The following is a 15,551-nucleotide window of genomic DNA, read 5'->3' as shown; positions in this document are numbered from 1 at the left end:
CTTCCGAACGGGGAATTCAGCCGTGTACGTCCATATCCTGGGCCCCCTCCGCGCCACCGTCGACGACCGTCCCGTGACCCTGGGCGGCAGACGGACCCAGACCGTCCTGGCCGCCCTCGCGCTGGAAGCCGACTGGGCCGTCTCCGTGGACGGTCTCGTCGAGGCCGTCTGGGGCTCCTGCCCTCCGGCCAGCGCCCGCACCCAGATCCGCATCTGCGTCTCCACCCTGCGCCGCGCCTTCGCCCTCGCCGGTGCGCCGGGGACGATCGAGACCCATTCCTACGGCTACCGCCTGCGCCTGGGACCGCACGACCTCGACGCGGCCGTGTTCGAGTCCGGGATGGAGCGGTCGCGGCTCCTCGCGGGGAGCGGACGCCGGGCCGAGGCCGTCCTGGAACTGCGCAACGCGCTCGCCCTGTGGGACGGGCCCGTCCTCGCCGGGCAGACGAGCCGGGCCCTGGACCCCGGGATACGGCGCCTGGAGGAGCTGCGCATCCGGGCGATCGAGGAGCGGCTCGAACTGGAACTCGCCCTCGGCCGCCACGGGGACGTCATCGGCGAGCTGCTGGCGCTGACGGCGACCTACCCCTTCCGGGAGCAGTTGCACGGGCAGCTCATGCTGGCCCTGCACCTCGCGGGCCGGACGGCCGAGGCGCTGGCCGCGTACCGGCGCGTGCGGGTGACCCTCGTCGAGGAGCTGGGCATCGAGCCCGGCCCCCGGCTGCGCGACCTGGAGCGGTCGATCCTGCTCGGCGAGTGCCTGAGCGCCTGAACTCCCGAGGGCTGGGCACTGGGGGCTGGAGCTGGGGGCCGAGCGTCTGATGAGCGGCTGGGCGCCAGAGCGGCTGACCGCCCGGCCGCCCGTCGCCCGGCCGCCCCTCGCCCCTCGCCCCTCGCCCCTCGCCCCTCGCCCCTCGCCCGCCCAGCGTCGCCCAGCGTCGCCCGGCCCAGCCGTCGCCCGGTCGCCCGTCGCCCCGCCCGGCCGTCCCCGGCTGGCCCTCCCGCGTCACGGCCGGGTTCAGAGCGTGATCCGCAGGTCCTGCATCCGGTGCTCGGACAGCCCGTCCGCCGGGACGAACGCGTACCGGTGTGCCTTCGCCCCGCCCGCCGTGAACGCCCAGTCCAGGCGGAAGAACGGCAGGCGCTGATTGAGCACGCTGTCCCATTCGAACTCCCCCAGAGCCGCGTACTTCCAGCTCAACGGCAGGAACTCGGTGCTGATCGGAGTGAGGTCCGTGGACAGCTCGCGCAGCCCGTCCAGCGACCGGCTCGCAGCCGTGGTGTTGAAGTCCCCGGCGATCAGGGTGGGATGGGGGTTGGCCGCCAGGTCCCGCTCCAGGGCCCGCATCTCCGCCTCGCGCCAGGCGAACTTGCGTTGGAAGTAGGTGTCGAAGTCGAACCCGGAGAAGGGGTTCAGGTTGTCGAGCGCCATCGGCACGGTGAGGTGCACGTTGTAGGTGCTGAGCACCTTGTCGCCGACGGCCAGATCGGTCCTGAGGACCTTCTCCCGGTGGAACTCCTCGCCGAAGTCGGGCCGCCCTCCCGGGGCCGTGGGCCTGCGCAGTCCCACAGTGCTCTGTGCCAGGACCGGAAAGCGCGAGAGCGTGAGAAGTTCGCCCCGCCGTGCGATGTGGTAGCCGGGGAACTGCCGCCGCAGCTCCTCGTCGTCGTCGATCCGCCAGTAACCGGCCTCCCCGAGGCCGGCGGTCCAGCCGACGTGCTCCTGGAGCAGATACACATCGGCGGGGTGCTCGCGCAGATAGGCGTAGACGCGGTCGGTGCCCGCGGCCTTCCCCCAGTACTGGGTGTTCAGTGACACCACGCGCAACGCGCCGGACGGCACCGGCCCCTGGTCGCGCCAGAGGGCGGGCCAGTTCAGACCGGATCCGGTGGTGAGCGCCAGGGCGAGCGCGAGCCCGGAGACTCCGGTCGTCAGGAGGCGGCGGCGCCCGCACGCGGCGGCACCCGCGACGAGGAGGACGGCCGGGATCGCGAGCAGGAAGAGCGGCGGCGCGATCTCGAGGACGAGCGACCAGTGCCAGCGGGCGCTGGCCAGCACACGGACCGTGGCGTAGAGCAACCACAGCACCGCGACGGCGAGGAGGAGCCTGCCGTACCAGAGCCTGAGAAGGCGGACGATACGGCGCGAACGGCCGGGGACCTCCTGATGAGGGGGTTCCGTCGTCGGTTCCGGGGCCATCGGGTCGGCGGGCGGGGCGGTCGCTGCGGTCATGCCAGGCTCTCCTGCGGCTGGTACATGTGCCGGAAGCGGCGACTGGCCGCGTACTGCACGAGACCGGCCGCGAGGCCCGTCACGACCGCCGTGCTCACCAGGGCGTGGGCCCCGGTGAAGAAGGCGGTGAAGAAGAAGCCCCGCTCGCGGAGCGAGAAGCGGTACTGCCCGAAGTCGGCGGCGACGGAGCCGAGGAGCGCGGCCAGGGAGACCAGCAGGGCGGCCGGGTGGAGGAGCGCGAACGGCACGGCGGCGACGGCGAGGCCGCCGAGCGCGGAGGCGACGGCCCGGCCGCCGGTCTCCATGCCCTGCATGGCGCGGCCCCGGTCGAAGTAGAACGGCACCCGCAGCCTGCTGCGGACGAAGGCCTTCCGCAGCAGGGGCCGCATCCGGTCCTCGTCGGAGAGCCGTCCCCTGATGCGGGAGGTCAGCAGCATGGGCCAGCGGGCGGCCAGCCGCTCCGCGTGGTCGATCTCCTCGGTCTGCCGCAGCGCCGTGTTGAACCAGCCGGCCTCCATGAAGGCGGCCCTGCGGACCGCCCCCAGGGCGTAGAAACCGCCGCTGACCAGGCCTTCGGCGCTCTTGCGCCAGTAGTGGTACTGGAGGATGCGGTACTGGCCGACCAGCCCTTCCTCGAACAGCGGCTCCTTGTCGGGTATGCCGAAGACCGCGCCGTACGTGGGGTTCTCGTCGAAGAGCGCGACGGCCTGCGCGACGGCCTCCGGGTGCATGGTGAGGTCGGCGTCCAGGAAGAAGACGATCTCGCCCCGGGAGCGGCGGACGCCCGCGTTGCGGGAGGAGCCGGGGCCGCCGTTCTCCTTGACGCGGACGAGCTGGATGGGGTGGGTGGCGGCGATGTCCGCGCAGCCGTCGGTGCTGGCGTCGTCGACGACGATCACTTCGATGTGGGGGTAGCTCTGCTCGCGCACGGAGCGCAGGCAGAGGTCGATGGTGGGCCGGTCGTTGTACATCGGGATGACGACCGAGACGAGGGGTGCGGACATGGGATTCCTCGGTGGTGGTGGAGGGGCGGGGGTCAGGTGGCGATGTGCGGGAGGAGGAGTGCGCCCCAGGCGGCGGAGTTGACGAGCATCACGCGGTCGCGCAGCAGCGTCTTGACGGGCTCTCCCCCGCCGCCGTCCACGATCACGATCTGGAGGTAGCGGAACAGGGCGAAGAGCGCGCACACCACGGTGAGCAGGGAGTACTCCCCGAAGCCCGATTCGGTGCGCAGGTAGAGCAGGTAGCCGAACAGGGTGAGGGCCGAGCAGAGCACCAGGACCAGGTCGAGGAAGTGCGCCGAGTAGCCGACGAGCGCGGGCCGGTGCCCGGTGCCGGAGACGCTCAGTTCGTGCCGCCGCTTGCCCAGGATGAGGACGAGGCAGCAGGCGAGGACGGTCAGGACCAGCCACATCTCGACGGGCCTTCGGGCGGCCTCGTACCCGCCGAGGAGGCGGAGCACGAAGCCGGTGGCGACGACGAAGACGTCGAGCAGCGGGAGGTGCTTGAGCTTCCAGCTGTACGCGCCGTTCACGGCGAGGTACGACAGGACGATCAGGGCGGACCCGGCACCGAGGACGAGCAGGGCGGGCGCGAGCAGGGCGGCCAGCACGAGGGCGGTGACCACCGCGGAGGTCATGCTCATCCGGCCGGAGGCCAGCGGTCTGTGGCGCTTGACGGGGTGGCGCTTGTCCCGTTCGACGTCGGCGATGTCGTTCAGGACGTAGACCAGGGACGAGGCGAGGATGAAGGCGCCGAGGGCCGTGCCGACCCGGATCAGGGTCGTGGCGTCCAAGTGGCCGCCGAGCAGGGCCAGCGGTACGACGAGCAGGTTCTTGGGCCACTGGCCCGGCCGGAGGAGGGCGATCGGGGCGGGCAGCCGCCGTTTCTTCGTCGGGGCCTGGGGCTGGGGCGGCGAGGGGGCCGGAACCTTGGCCGGGGTCTGGACCTTGGCAGGGGTCTGGACCTTGGCCGTGCTCCGGGCCTGGGCACTGGTGTGCCCCGTGAGCTGGGTCATGGCAGCGCCTCTCAGAAGAAGATCTTCGCGGTGGACAGCAGGCCCTGGCTCCACGGGTCGCGGCTCGTCCGGCCGGTGGCCCCCGCCTTCGGGGCGGTGTGGCGGGCGGTGCGCCACCACTCGTAGGTGCGCAGCACGGCGTCGGCGTTGGAGTGGCGGGGGGTGAAGCCGAGCTTGGCCTTGGCCTTGTCGATGCTGACGTAGGAGTCGTCCATCAGCTTGTGCAGCAGGCGGCCGTAGACCGGTGAGAGCTTGGCCCGCTGGAGGAGGCTGAGCAGTCCGAGGGCGGGGCGGGCGGGCAGTCCGATGACCCGCTTGCCGTGACCGGCGGCGTCGAGGACGGCCTGGAAGTCCTCGCGGATGGTGCCGAACTCGGCCGCCGCGAGGTTGTAGGTGTCGTTGGCGATGTCGTCGGGCGCGGTGAGGACGGTGACGACGGCGTCGACGAGGTCGTCGACGGCGAACATCTGGATCTTGACGTTGCCCTTGCCGAGGACGGGGAAGTTCCGTCCCTCCTCGGCCCATTCGAAGAGCATCGAGAACAGGCCCATGCGGCCGGGGCCGACGAAGGTCTTGGGCCGGAGGATCGGGACGCACATGCCCTCGGCCCGGTACCGCTCGGCGATCTCCTCGGCCGCCGCCTTGGCGCGGCTGTAGGTGTCGACGGGTTCGCGGGGGTATTCCTCGGGGGTCGGCACGATGGTGGGCAGCCCGTAGACGGCGGTCGAGGAGATGTGCACGACCCGGGGGGTGCCGGCGGCCGCGGCCGCCTCGAAGACGTTCCTCGTGCCGCCGATGATGATGGAGCGGATCTGCTCGTCGGGGTAGCTGGGCAGGGCGGCGGCGGCGTGGACCAGGACGTCGGCGCCGTCGAGGGCCTGGTCCATGAGCTCCCGGTCGCGGATGTCGCCGGTCAGCACGACGCCGGGGCCGGACCTGAGGTCGACACCGCGCACCTCGTGACCCTCGGAGAGAAGCCTTTCGGCCAGGCGGGAGCCGAGCATGCCGGCCGCGCCGGTGATCGTGATCACCACTGGGAGCTCACCTTCTGCTTGATGAAACGGGCCACGAGACCGGTCAGACCGCGGCCGAGGACGTCGTCGAGGGCGTCGATCGCGCGCTCGGCCTCCTCGGGTTCGGTGACCAGGGAGGGGCCGATGATGAGGGGGTTGGCGCCGTTGAGCGTGTAGTACGTGAAGATGCCGTGGTCCTCGTACAGCGCGTTGATGACGGCGCAGGTGACGAGCTTGGTCTTGAACCGGGGATCGCGGGCCATGCCGCCGGGCGCGAGCTTGGCGACCAGGTCGAGGATGCGGGGGCCGCCCTCGATGAAGACGCCCCACAGGGCTCCGGCTCCGGCCACCCGGCCGATCTCGTCGGGGTACTGCTTGGCGAGCCGTTCGAGCCCGGGTTCGAGTACGGCTCCGAGGGCGCGGGCCCTGGCCGGATAGTCGTCCTCCATCGCGATGTTGACGGCTTCGAGGGCGGTGGCGCACTCCTCGCCGAAGCCGTAGTAGGTGGTGGAGGTGGAGTTGATCAGGGAGTCGCCGAGGTTGTCGTACGCCTTGCGGAAGACCGGCTCGCGGGCGACGAAGGCGGAGATGGACGACTTGCCGCCGCCGAAGGACTTGGAGGTGGTGAGCACGTCGGGGATGAGGCCCGGGTAGCGCATGAAGTGGAAGAGGCTGCCGGTCTTGCCCCAGCCGGTGTAGATCTCGTCGAAGATCAGGATGATCTTCTCCCGGTCGCAGATCTCGCGCAGCCCGCGCAGGAACTCCTCCGAGCACCACTGGATGGTGGAGGCGCTGAACGGTTCGATGAGGAGGGCGTAGACGTCTCCGCGGTGGGCGGCGACGACCTTGCGGACGGAGTCGAGGTCCCCGTAGCGGAAGGTGTCCACCCCGGGGATGGTGGGGAAGCCGAACTGGGCCTGGCCGGTCAGTCCGCCGGAGCCGAGGAGCTTGCCGTGGAAGGCGCAGTCGGCGCGCAGCACGGTGTTCCTCTTGCCGTTGTGGAACTTGTACGCGAGCTTCACGGCGCCCTCGACCGCCTCGGCGCCGGAGTTCGGCAGGAACGCCATGTTCAGGTCGCCGGGCAGGACTTCGGCGAGGTTGTGGCCGAGGGCGGCGAGATAGGGCGAGAAGTAGGTCTTGTGCACCTCCATGCGCCGGTCGCGGGCGAAGCGCTCCCGGGCGGCGAGGATGCGGGGGTGGTTGTGGCCGTGGTTGAGGACGCCGACACCGCCGGTCAGGTCGAGGATCCGCCTGCCGTCGTCGAGGGTGAGGTAGGCGCCCTCGGCGCTGCGGACGAGTTCGCGTCCGAAGCCGAACGAGGTCATGAGGGAGACCTGGCTCTTGTTCACGTGCTTGCGGTAGAGGTCGTGGACCTCGTCGATCTGGAGCTTCTCGGCGTCGTCAAGGGTGTACACGGGTGGGGTCTCCCATCGGGGCGGTGGTGCGGGTCAGCGGGGCGACGAGGGTGGCGGGGAAGGACAGCGGGTCGGGGGCGGGGGCGGGGGCCGTGCGGCGGGAGCGACGAGTGGCGGTCGGCGCCTCGGAGACCGGGACCGCGGCGGGTGGGGCCGCCGGGGCCGTATCGGTCGGGTGGGGTTCCGTCGTGACGGTCGTGGGGGGTTCCGTCGTGTCGGCCGTGGGGGCTGCCGTCGTGACGGTCGTGCGGTGCTGTGCCGCGGCGGGTGGGGCCGCCGGGGCCGTGTCGGTCGTGGGGGGCTCAGAGGGGGTGGTGGCCGTACGGCTCTGCCGGGCGGCCCGTGCCCGTGACCAGGCGAGGACCACCACCGAGCTGGTCAGTTCGGCGACGACGCACACCAGTCGGCTGGCGATGGCCGCGGCGGCGGCCAGGCCGCCGGGCAGGACGGTGGAGAGGGCGGCCGTGAGGGTCAGTTCGCGCACCCCCCAGCCGTCGGGGACGATCAGGGCCAGGCTGCTGATCACGGTGGCCAGCGCGAAGCCTCCGACGGCCGCGCCGAACCCCGCCAGGGGCGGTGCGCCGACGGCCAGGAGCAGGAACCACAGGTGAAGTCCCGAGGCCGTCCAGGAGGCGACGGCGAGCAGTACGGCCCTGCGGACGGCCCGGTCGGGCGGGGGTACGACCGGCCGCTTCACCAGCCGGGCGAGGGCCGTGACGGGCCGGGTGATCAGCGCGGGCCGTACGACGCCCGCGAGGAAGAGGAGCGCGGGCGGGCACAGCCACATCCAGTGGCCGGGGAGCGCGGCGGGGGCCGCGACCAGGCCGACGGCGGCGCCGGTGAGCAGGGTGAGGGCCAGGCTCAGCACATAGGCGGACGTCATCTGGGCGCCGGGGACACCGGCCTCCCTGCCGTGCGCCACGTGCGTGATGACCCCCCACACCCGGCCGGGCACGTACTTGCTGAGCTGGCCGAGGAAGTAGATCTTCGCCGCGCGCAGTCCCCGGATGGGATGGTCGCCGGGGATGAGCACCCGCCAGGCGTGGACGGCGAGGACGAGGCCCACGACGTTGGCGACGACCGAGGCGGCGATCAGGGGGACGGCGTCGGCGCGGGCGAACGCCTCGGCCACCGCGGGGCCCTCACCGCGCAGCAGGAAGAAGACCCCGATGAGGGCCGCCACCACGACGACCGGGGTGAGGAGTCTGCGTACCCAGACCGTCATCGTGCCGCCGCCTTCTGGGGGGCGCGCCGGACGCCGGTGCCGGGCCGGGCGGGGAGGAGCGTGCCGAGCGCTCCCCGGGCCGCACCGGCGAGGAGCGCGGTGTGGGCGGCGAGGTGGACGCCGGTGAAGAAGGGGACGAAGGCGGCGCCCTTGCGGCGGGCCACGAAGCCGAGCAGGCCCAGGTTGGCCAGGCAGAAGGCGAGCAGTCCGGCCGCCGGGAGCGCGGCGAGGGCCGTCGCGGCGGGGGTCGGCACGGACGGCAGCAGGCCGAGCGGGGCCAGCGGCAGGGAGCCGAGGAGGAGGGCCGCCGCGAGGACGGACGCGGGGGTGTTGGCCGTCAGGTTGCTCCGGCCGCCCCGGCGGGCCGAGCGCAGCGCCGGGACGAGCAGCAGGGCCCGGCGGTACGTCTCCGAGAGGAGCGGTCCGAGCCGGTGCTCCTCGTCGTGCCGTGCCATCACCCGCTCGGTGAGGATGATGCGGTAGTGCGGGGCGAGCCGGTCGCTGAACTCCAGGTCCTCGGAGTCCCGCAGTCGCTCGTCGAAGCCGCCGAGCCGGTCGAAGACCTCGCGCGGCACGGCCGCCTGGGCGAAGAAGGCGGTCTCCACCACTCCGGCGCCCCGGGCCCGCCACCAGTAGGCGTGCAGCGTCTTGTACCACTCGACGGGCCCGTCGTCGAAGAGCGGTTCGGGGGCGATGACACCGTGTACGCAGCCGCAGTCCGGGTCGTCGCGCAGGATCTCCAGGGCGTTGGCGACCGAGTCCGGGGTGAGCGCCTCGTCCGAGTCGAGGAAGAAGAGGACGTCCCCGGTGGCGGCGGCGATGCCCGCGTTCCGGGCGGCGGAGACACCGCGGTTCCCCGCGCCGCCGATCAGGACGCACGGGTGGGCCGCGGCGATCTCGGCGGTCCGGTCGGTGCTGCCGTCGTCGACGACGATGACCTCGTGGACGGGGTGGGTCTGGGCGAGGACGGATCTCAGACAGGCGTCGAGGGTGCGTGCGGAGTTGTAGGCCGGTATGACGACCGACACGGTTTGCGTCATGGGAGGAGCACACCGGGTCCGCGTATTGGCGGAGTATCGATCGCGTATCGCGTCTTCTCGCAGTTCGAGAATGTCAACCATGCTGCAGCAAAGAGGAGTTGGGCGCTGCTAGCGTTCCCGGTCGTGAACCTCCCCCTGAGCCCCGGCGCCCCTGTCGGCGTCCGTGAGAACGTGCCCGAGACCTCGCCCGCGTCGGCCCTCCGGAACGACCCGGGGCCCTCCGCGCCCACCCCCGCCGGGCGGGCGCGGACCCGCGCCGCCCGGGCGCTGGTGGGGGCGACGGCGGCCTGGACGCTGCTGGTGGTCCTGGGACAGTTGCTGAGCGGACGGTGGTGGCCCTGGCTGCTGCCGGACCTGATGCCGCCGCCCGCCTTCGTCGCGGTGCCCCTCCTGCTGTCCGCCCTGGCCTGTGGTCTGACCGGCGGCCGGGCCCGCCGGTGGCTGCTCGCCGTCCTGGCCGCCGTGCTGCTGGCGGGCGTCGGGCGGGCGGGGCTGCACTGGGGCGCGCTGCTCCCCGGAGGGGGTCCGGGTCCGGCCCCGGCGAACGCGCTCAAGGTCTTCTCGTGGAACACCCTCTACTGGGACACCACCGACGACCCGGACGCGTTCCACCGCTTCCTGCGGTCCAAGGACGCCGATGTCTATCTGCTCCAGGAGCACCTGGCCTGGGACGGCACGCACCGGGAGACGGACCGGCTCGACCGGCTGCGGGCGGAGTTCCCCGGCTACCACCTGGTGGCGCGGGGGGAGTTGGTCACGCTGTCGCGGTATCCGGTCGTCGCCGCTCCCCCGGTCGGCCCGGGGCCCGCGCCGGCGGACTCGGCGCCGTGGCGGGAGCGTTTCGAGTGGAACAAGGTGCTGCGCACCGATGTGGACGTGGCAGGGACGGTGGTGTCGTTCTACAACGTGCACATGCCGGTGCAGCTGGACATCGAGCGCAGCCCGCTGAGCCCGGACTTCTACCGGGTGGTCCGTGACACGGACGCCGTGCGCCGGGAGCACTACGCGGCGCTGCTCGCGGACGCCCGCGCGAACCCGCGTCCGCTGCTGATCTCGGGGGACTTCAACACGACCCCGGCCATGGGGGATCTGCGGGGGCTGCGGGAGTCGTTCCGCGACGCCCTGCCGGCCTCGTCGTCGTTCCTGCCGGGCACCTGGGGCGTGGCGGGGGCGGCGCTGTGGCGGATCGACTGGACGTTCACGGACGAGGGGCTGCGGGTGCACCGGTACGCGCTCGTCTCCCCGGCGGGCCTCTCCGACCACAAGGGCCAGGAGCTGCTGGTCTCCCCGGCGGGGTGAGCGGGAACGAGGAACCAGGGACGAGGGGCGGGAGGGCCAGGCCGAGCGAGGGACGGCCGGGGGCGGGCGAGGGACGGCGGGGGAAGGGCGCCCGGGGAACAGCGGGGTGAAGGGCGCGCCTGAGGAACCACGAGTGAAGGGCGGCCGGGGGGTGCGAGCCGTCCGGCCCGCACTTGGCCCACCAGGCCCCCCGTCCACGGCTCACCCGGCTCACCCGGCTCACCAAGCCCCCGTCCACGGCTCACCCGGCTCACCAAGCCCCCGTCCACGGCTCACCCGGCCCGCGAGGACCCCGGCCCCCCGGCCCGTCAGGAACCCCCGTCCGCCCCTCGCCCGTCAGACGTCCGTTCCGTCAGGAACCGGCCTCGTCGAGTCGTCGCCGCTGGTCGGGGTCGAGGGTGAGGGCGAGTGCGCCCATGGCCTCCTCCACCTGCTCGACCCGGCTCGCGCCGACGATGGGCAGGACGCCGGGCTCACCGTCGAGGAGCCAGGCGAGCACCACCTGGTTGACGGTCGCGCCGAGTTCCCCGGCGACCTCGTGCAGGGCCGCGAGGCGCGGGGGGGTGCCGGGGTGGTCGTACGCGTCCGGGCGGCCGACCTCGGGGCGGGTGTAGCCGCCGGAGAGCAGCGCGCTGTAGGCCCAGACCGTCAGGTCGCCCTCGCTGCGGGTGTAGTCGAGGAGTTCCTTGGTGACGTGGACGTGCGCCGTGGAGGGCAGGGGCTTGTCGAAGCGGGGCTGGAGGTAGGAGTGGCGGTACTGGAGGTGGGTGTAGCGCGGGCGGTCCCCGGCGAGCGCGCGGGCGCGCTCGACCCGCCAGACGGCGTGGTTGCTGACGCCCAGCTGGCCCGCCTTGCCCTCCTCGACGAGGCTCGCGAGGGCGTCGACGGTCTCGGCGAGCGGGACCTTGCGGTCCTCCACGTGGGACCAGAAGACGTCGACGTGGTCGACGCCGAGACGGCGCAGGCTGTCGTCGAGGGCGCTCCTGATGGCCTTCTCGGAGAGGCCCTCGATCTCGGCGGCGCCAGGAGAGGCCGGTCGGCCGCCGCACTTGGTGGAGAGGACGATGCCGTCGCGGTTGCCGCGCGCGGCGAGCCAGCGGCCGATGGTCGCCTCGCTCTCGTCTCCGGTACCGCCTTCGAGCCAGTACGCGTAGTTGTTGGCCGTGTCGATCACGGTGCCGCCGAGTTCGGTGAAGCGGTCGAGGACGGCGAACGAGGTGGCCTCGTCGACGGTCGTACCGAACAGCAGGGCGCCGAGGACAAGGGTGCGCTGCGGGATCGCCATGGATACAGTGCCTCTCGAAGTTCCGTTGGACTAGACCATCCTGGATCACCTGGCCGGATTGCACAGGGCTTCGACCGGACAGCCGGTGGCTGAACTCCGTACCTGACCAAGCCCGTCAATTGGTCTAGGCCTAGACCCGATCCGCCGCCTACGATCACAGGGGCCGCGCGGTCAGGCACCGAGCGTCAGCGGCACACACGGGACTATTCCGGGGGGAAGTCACCTTGTTGGAGGCTCTGGGCATAGAACGGTCCGCCGAGACCCTGTACCGGCTCATGCTCGAACGGCCCGAGTACGGGGTCACGGACATGGCCCGCACGCTCGACTGGCCGGAGGAACAGGTCCGCGAGGCACTGGGGCGCCTCGCGGAGGCACGGCTCGTCGCCATGGAGGGACCGGGGGAAGCCCTTCCGTTCGACCCCGAGGTCGGTTTCTCGTTCCTGCTCTCCCGCGCCGAGGCCGATCTGAGCCGGAGACGGCGCCAGGTCGAACGCGCCCAGCGGACCGTGGCGGACATCCTCACCACGTACGCCGACCACACCAGGGGCGCGGCGCGACACGACGTGGTGCACCGGGTGACGGGCCTGGAGAACGTCCGCGAGCGTCTGGAGGACCTCGCCGCGAACGCCCGCACCGAATGCTTCTCGCTGCTCCCCGGCGGGGCCCAGCTCCCCGACACCATGGACGCGAGCCAGCCGCTCGACCAACTCGCCCTGGAACGCGGGGTGAAGATCCGGTCGATCTACCAGGAGAGCTTCCGCAACGACCCGCCGACCGCCGAGTACGTGCGCTGGTACTGCGACCTGGGCGGCGAGGCGCGGACCGTGCCCGTGGTCCCGATGCTCATGGTGATCGTGGACCGCGAGGCGGCGCTCGTCCCGGTCGACCCCCAGGACGGCCGCGCGGGCGCCCTGGAGGTCCGCAGTCCCGGTCTGGTGCACGCGCTCGTGGTGCTCTTCGACCGGCTGTGGGAGGCGGGCACCCCCTTCGGCGAGGCCCCGCGCCGCGACGAGCACGCGCTCTCCCCGCAGGAGCGGGAGCTGCTCATGCTGCTGGGGATCGGCTGCACGGACGACATCGCCGCCCGGCGCCTCGGGGTGTCGCTGCGGACCGTGCGCCGGATGAGCTCCGACCTGATGAACCGGCTCGGCGCGCGCAGCCGTTTCGAGGCGGGAGTCCGCGCCACCAAGGAGGGCTGGCTCTGAACCCCGGCCCCCCGTCACGGCCCTCGCCCGGCCCGGGGGCCGGCGCACCCGGCCGCCACGGAGTCCCTTCCGTTATACGGACAGGGGTTCCGTGGGACCGGAGGCGTCCCCTAGATTTCCCCAGCACTTGCCGAGGTGATCAGTGAGGGGACGGAATCGCCATGCCGGAAGAGACACAAGGGAAACAACCGACCATCACCCCCCTGCGGGTGGTGATCGCGCTCTGCCTGATCGCGCCGTTCGTGGCGATGCTCTGGGTGGGGTCCTACGCGAAGACCGAACCCCTGCTCGGGGGCATCCCGTTCTTCTACTGGTACCAGATGCTCTGGGTGGTCGTCTCGACCGCGCTCACCATGATCGCGTACAAGCTGTGGCAGAACGACCAGCGTGCCCGCAAGGGAGGTGACGCGCGATGAAGGACGGCGTGAACGGCGTCGCACTCGCCGTCTTCATCTTCTTCTTCGTGGCCGTCACGGTCATGGGCTTCCTCGCCGCGCGCTGGCGCAAGGCCGAGGACGAGAACAGCCTCGACGAATGGGGCCTGGGCGGACGCTCGTTCGGCACCTGGGTCACCTGGTTCCTGCTGGGCGGCGACCTCTACACCGCGTACACCTTCGTCGCCGTCCCCGCGGCCATCTACGCGGCGGGCGCGGCCGGCTTCTTCGCCGTCCCGTACACGATCCTGGTCTACCCGCTGATCTTCACCTTCCTGCCGCGCCTCTGGTCGGTCTCGCACAAGCACGGGTACGTCACCACCTCGGACTTCGTGCGCGGACGCTTCGACTCCAAGGGGCTCTCCCTGGCGGTGGCGGTCACCGGCATCCTCGCCACCATGCCGTACATCGCGCTCCAGCTCGTCGGCATCCAGGCGGTCCTGGACGTGATGGGCCTCGGCGGCGGCGAGACCACCCACTGGTTCATCAAGGACCTGCCGCTGCTGATCGCCTTCGGCGTCCTGGCCGCGTACACCTACTCCTCGGGGCTGCGCGCGCCCGCGCTGATCGCGTTCGTCAAGGACACCCTGATCTACATCGTCATCGCCGTGGCGATCATCTACATCCCGATCAAGCTCGGCGGCTTCGACGAGATCTTCGCCAGGGCGGGCGAGGCGTACGCGCAGACCAACCCGGCGACCGACAAGCCGCGCGGCACGCTGGTGCCCGGCGAGGCGGGCCAGTGGACGTACGCGACGCTCGCGCTCGGCTCGGCGCTCGCGCTCTTCATGTACCCGCACTCCATCACGGCGACGCTGTCGTCGAAGAGCCGCGAGGTCATCCGCCGCAACACCACCATCCTGCCGCTGTACTCGCTGATGCTGGGCCTGCTCGCGCTGCTCGGCTTCATGGCCATCGCCGCGGGCATCCAGGTGAAGAACGGCCAGCTCGCCATCCCGCAGCTCTTCGAGACGATGTTCCCCGACTGGTTCGCGGGCGTCGCGTTCGCCGCCATCGGCATCGGCGCGCTCGTCCCGGCCGCGATCATGTCCATCGCCGCCGCCAACCTCTTCACCCGCAACATCTACAAGGACTTCATCAGACCGGACGCGAGCCCCGCCCAGGAGACCAAGGTCTCCAAGCTGGTCTCCCTCCTGGTCAAGGTCGGCGCCCTCGCCTTCGTCCTCACCATGGACAAGACCGTCGCGATCAACTTCCAGCTGCTCGGCGGCATCTGGATCCTGCAGACCTTCCCGGCCCTGGTCGGCGGCCTGTTCACCCGCTGGTTCCACCGCTGGGCGCTGCTCGGCGGCTGGGCCGTCGGCATGGTCTACGGCACGGTCGCCGCGTACGGCGTCGCCAGCCCCACCCAGAAGCACTTCGGCGGCTCCTCCGCGGCGATACCCGGCATCGGCGAGATCGGCTACATCGGACTCACCGCCTTCGTCCTCAACCTCGTGGTGACCGTGGTCCTCACCTTCGTCCTCAAGGCCCTCAAGGCCCCCGAGGGCGTCGACCAGACCTCCCCGGGCGACTACACGGCCGACGCGGGCGACCGCGGCGTCAAGGACCTCCCGCCGGTCGGCGCCGGAAGCCACTGACCCGCCGCCACGCCCGAGGGGCCCGGGACTCCCGCGAGGGGAACCCGGGCCCCTCCCCCGTGCCCCCGGGGAGGCACACTGCCTCCATGGACTTCACGATCAGGGCGGTACGGCCCGAGGAACACGCGGAGCTCGGCGACCTCACCGGGCTGACCTATCTGAACGACGGGCTGCTGCTGCACGGCGAGGACGACTTCTACCTGGACGTGCTCCGCGACACCGCGCGGCGGGCCCGCGAGGCCGAGGTGCTCGTCGCCGTCGACGCCGACGGCCGGATCGTCGGCGGAGTGACCTTCGCCCCCGGCGACACCCCCTGGGCGGACATCGCCGTCGCGGGCGAGGCCGAGTTCCGGATGCTCGTGGTCGCCCCGGACGCCCGGGGCAGGGGCGTCGGGGAGGCCCTCGTCCGGGCCTGCGCCGACCGGGCGCGGGCCCTCCCCGGCTGCGTCCGGCTCGTGCTCTCCACCGCCGACCTCATGGTCTCCGCCCACCGGATATACGAACGGATGGGCTTCGTCCGCACCCCCGAACGGGACTGGGCGCCGGTCTCCGACCACCTCCTGCGCACCTACGCCCTGGAGTTCTGAGGCCACGGCGCGACACAACATGTGGGGGGTGCCGCAAGCGGCGCCCCCCACATGTATGCTCGTCCTCGCTGTCGACGCAGGGGAATCCGGCGCGAATCCGGAACTGTCCCGCAACGGTGTACTTCGTACGGATACGACGTCCGCACGATGTGAGTCCGAAGACCTGCCGGCGGTGCGCCCGGTCCGTCCGTTCCGGG

Annotated in this window: 14 protein-coding genes and 1 riboswitch; of the genes, 6 read left to right on the top strand and 8 right to left on the bottom strand. The window is 71.9% G+C overall.

Features of this window, described 5'->3' with window-relative positions:
• The first annotated feature begins 22 nt into the window (after positions 1-22).
• Entirely contained in the window at positions 23-772 is a 750-nt protein-coding gene (locus ACIRQY_RS29820; RefSeq protein WP_403930878.1) for a BTAD domain-containing putative transcriptional regulator, read from the top strand.
• A 246-nt stretch (positions 773-1,018) separates the two neighbouring features.
• Here ACIRQY_RS29820 and ACIRQY_RS29815 read toward each other — a convergent pair whose 3' ends face one another.
• The 7 genes from ACIRQY_RS29815 to ACIRQY_RS29785 are packed head-to-tail and all read right to left on the bottom strand — an operon-like array spanning position 1,019 to position 8,943.
• Positions 1,019-2,233 carry an endonuclease/exonuclease/phosphatase family protein gene (locus ACIRQY_RS29815; protein ID WP_403930876.1) on the bottom strand — a complete coding sequence of 405 codons (1,215 nt, stop codon included), beginning with the start codon at positions 2,231-2,233 and terminating at the stop codon, positions 1,019-1,021.
• Positions 2,230-3,237: a glycosyltransferase family 2 protein gene (locus tag ACIRQY_RS29810; protein WP_403930874.1), complete on the bottom strand. Its 1,008-nt coding sequence runs from the start codon at positions 3,235-3,237 to the stop codon at positions 2,230-2,232. Before ACIRQY_RS29810 ends, ACIRQY_RS29815 begins: the two co-directional genes overlap by 4 nt.
• Positions 3,238-3,269: 32 nt before the next feature.
• Positions 3,270-4,250: a UbiA prenyltransferase family protein gene (locus ACIRQY_RS29805; RefSeq protein WP_403930872.1), complete on the bottom strand. Its 981-nt coding sequence runs from the start codon at positions 4,248-4,250 to the stop codon at positions 3,270-3,272.
• Positions 4,251-4,261: 11 nt separating this feature from the next.
• Positions 4,262-5,284, bottom strand: coding sequence for an NAD-dependent epimerase/dehydratase family protein (locus ACIRQY_RS29800; RefSeq protein ID WP_403930871.1), 1,023 nt, complete (start codon positions 5,282-5,284; stop codon positions 4,262-4,264).
• Positions 5,278-6,678 (bottom strand): aminotransferase class III-fold pyridoxal phosphate-dependent enzyme, encoded by a 1,401-nt coding sequence (locus tag ACIRQY_RS29795; protein WP_351781744.1) that lies wholly within the window; start codon positions 6,676-6,678, stop codon positions 5,278-5,280. The genes ACIRQY_RS29800 and ACIRQY_RS29795 overlap by 7 nt, the downstream gene beginning before the upstream one ends.
• Positions 6,665-7,903, bottom strand: coding sequence for a lysylphosphatidylglycerol synthase domain-containing protein (locus ACIRQY_RS29790; RefSeq protein WP_403930869.1), 1,239 nt, complete (start codon positions 7,901-7,903; stop codon positions 6,665-6,667). The genes ACIRQY_RS29795 and ACIRQY_RS29790 overlap by 14 nt, the downstream gene beginning before the upstream one ends.
• Positions 7,900-8,943 (bottom strand): glycosyltransferase family 2 protein, encoded by a 1,044-nt coding sequence (locus ACIRQY_RS29785; protein ID WP_403930867.1) that lies wholly within the window; start codon positions 8,941-8,943, stop codon positions 7,900-7,902. Before ACIRQY_RS29785 ends, ACIRQY_RS29790 begins: the two co-directional genes overlap by 4 nt.
• Before the next feature lie 123 nt (positions 8,944-9,066).
• Between ACIRQY_RS29785 and ACIRQY_RS29780 the strand changes: the two genes are divergently transcribed.
• Positions 9,067-10,242 carry an endonuclease/exonuclease/phosphatase family protein gene (locus ACIRQY_RS29780; RefSeq protein WP_403930865.1) on the top strand — a complete coding sequence of 392 codons (1,176 nt, stop codon included), beginning with the start codon at positions 9,067-9,069 and terminating at the stop codon, positions 10,240-10,242.
• A gap of 352 nt (positions 10,243-10,594) precedes the next feature.
• Here ACIRQY_RS29780 and ACIRQY_RS29775 read toward each other — a convergent pair whose 3' ends face one another.
• Positions 10,595-11,527 (bottom strand): aldo/keto reductase, encoded by a 933-nt coding sequence (locus ACIRQY_RS29775; RefSeq protein ID WP_403930864.1) that lies wholly within the window; start codon positions 11,525-11,527, stop codon positions 10,595-10,597.
• 224 nt (positions 11,528-11,751) lie between these two features.
• Here ACIRQY_RS29775 and ACIRQY_RS29770 point away from each other — a divergent pair, with 224 nt between their 5' ends.
• The 4 genes from ACIRQY_RS29770 (at position 11,752) to ACIRQY_RS29755 (ending at position 15,354) form a co-directional block, all read left to right on the top strand.
• Positions 11,752-12,732 (top strand): LuxR C-terminal-related transcriptional regulator, encoded by a 981-nt coding sequence (locus ACIRQY_RS29770; protein WP_351781735.1) that lies wholly within the window; start codon positions 11,752-11,754, stop codon positions 12,730-12,732.
• 161 nt (positions 12,733-12,893) lie between these two features.
• The gene (locus tag ACIRQY_RS29765) at positions 12,894-13,148 is read left to right on the top strand and encodes a DUF3311 domain-containing protein (RefSeq protein ID WP_351781734.1); all 255 of its coding nucleotides are present in this window, start codon (positions 12,894-12,896) and stop codon (positions 13,146-13,148) included.
• Positions 13,145-14,767 carry a monocarboxylate uptake permease MctP gene (gene mctP / locus ACIRQY_RS29760; protein ID WP_403930861.1) on the top strand — a complete coding sequence of 541 codons (1,623 nt, stop codon included), beginning with the start codon at positions 13,145-13,147 and terminating at the stop codon, positions 14,765-14,767. The genes ACIRQY_RS29765 and mctP overlap by 4 nt, the downstream gene beginning before the upstream one ends.
• Positions 14,768-14,853: 86 nt before the next feature.
• The gene (locus tag ACIRQY_RS29755) at positions 14,854-15,354 is read left to right on the top strand and encodes a GNAT family N-acetyltransferase (RefSeq protein WP_351781730.1); all 501 of its coding nucleotides are present in this window, start codon (positions 14,854-14,856) and stop codon (positions 15,352-15,354) included.
• Positions 15,355-15,396: 42 nt separating this feature from the next.
• A riboswitch (cobalamin riboswitch) is annotated at positions 15,397-15,540 on the top strand.
• Positions 15,541-15,551: the final 11 nt, after the last annotated feature.

Origin of the sequence: Streptomyces sp. NPDC101490, assembly GCF_044767145.1 — a bacterium.
In the GTDB taxonomy this organism is placed as follows: Bacteria; Actinomycetota; Actinomycetes; order Streptomycetales; family Streptomycetaceae; genus Streptomyces.
This window is presented reverse-complemented; position numbering and strand designations above follow the sequence as displayed.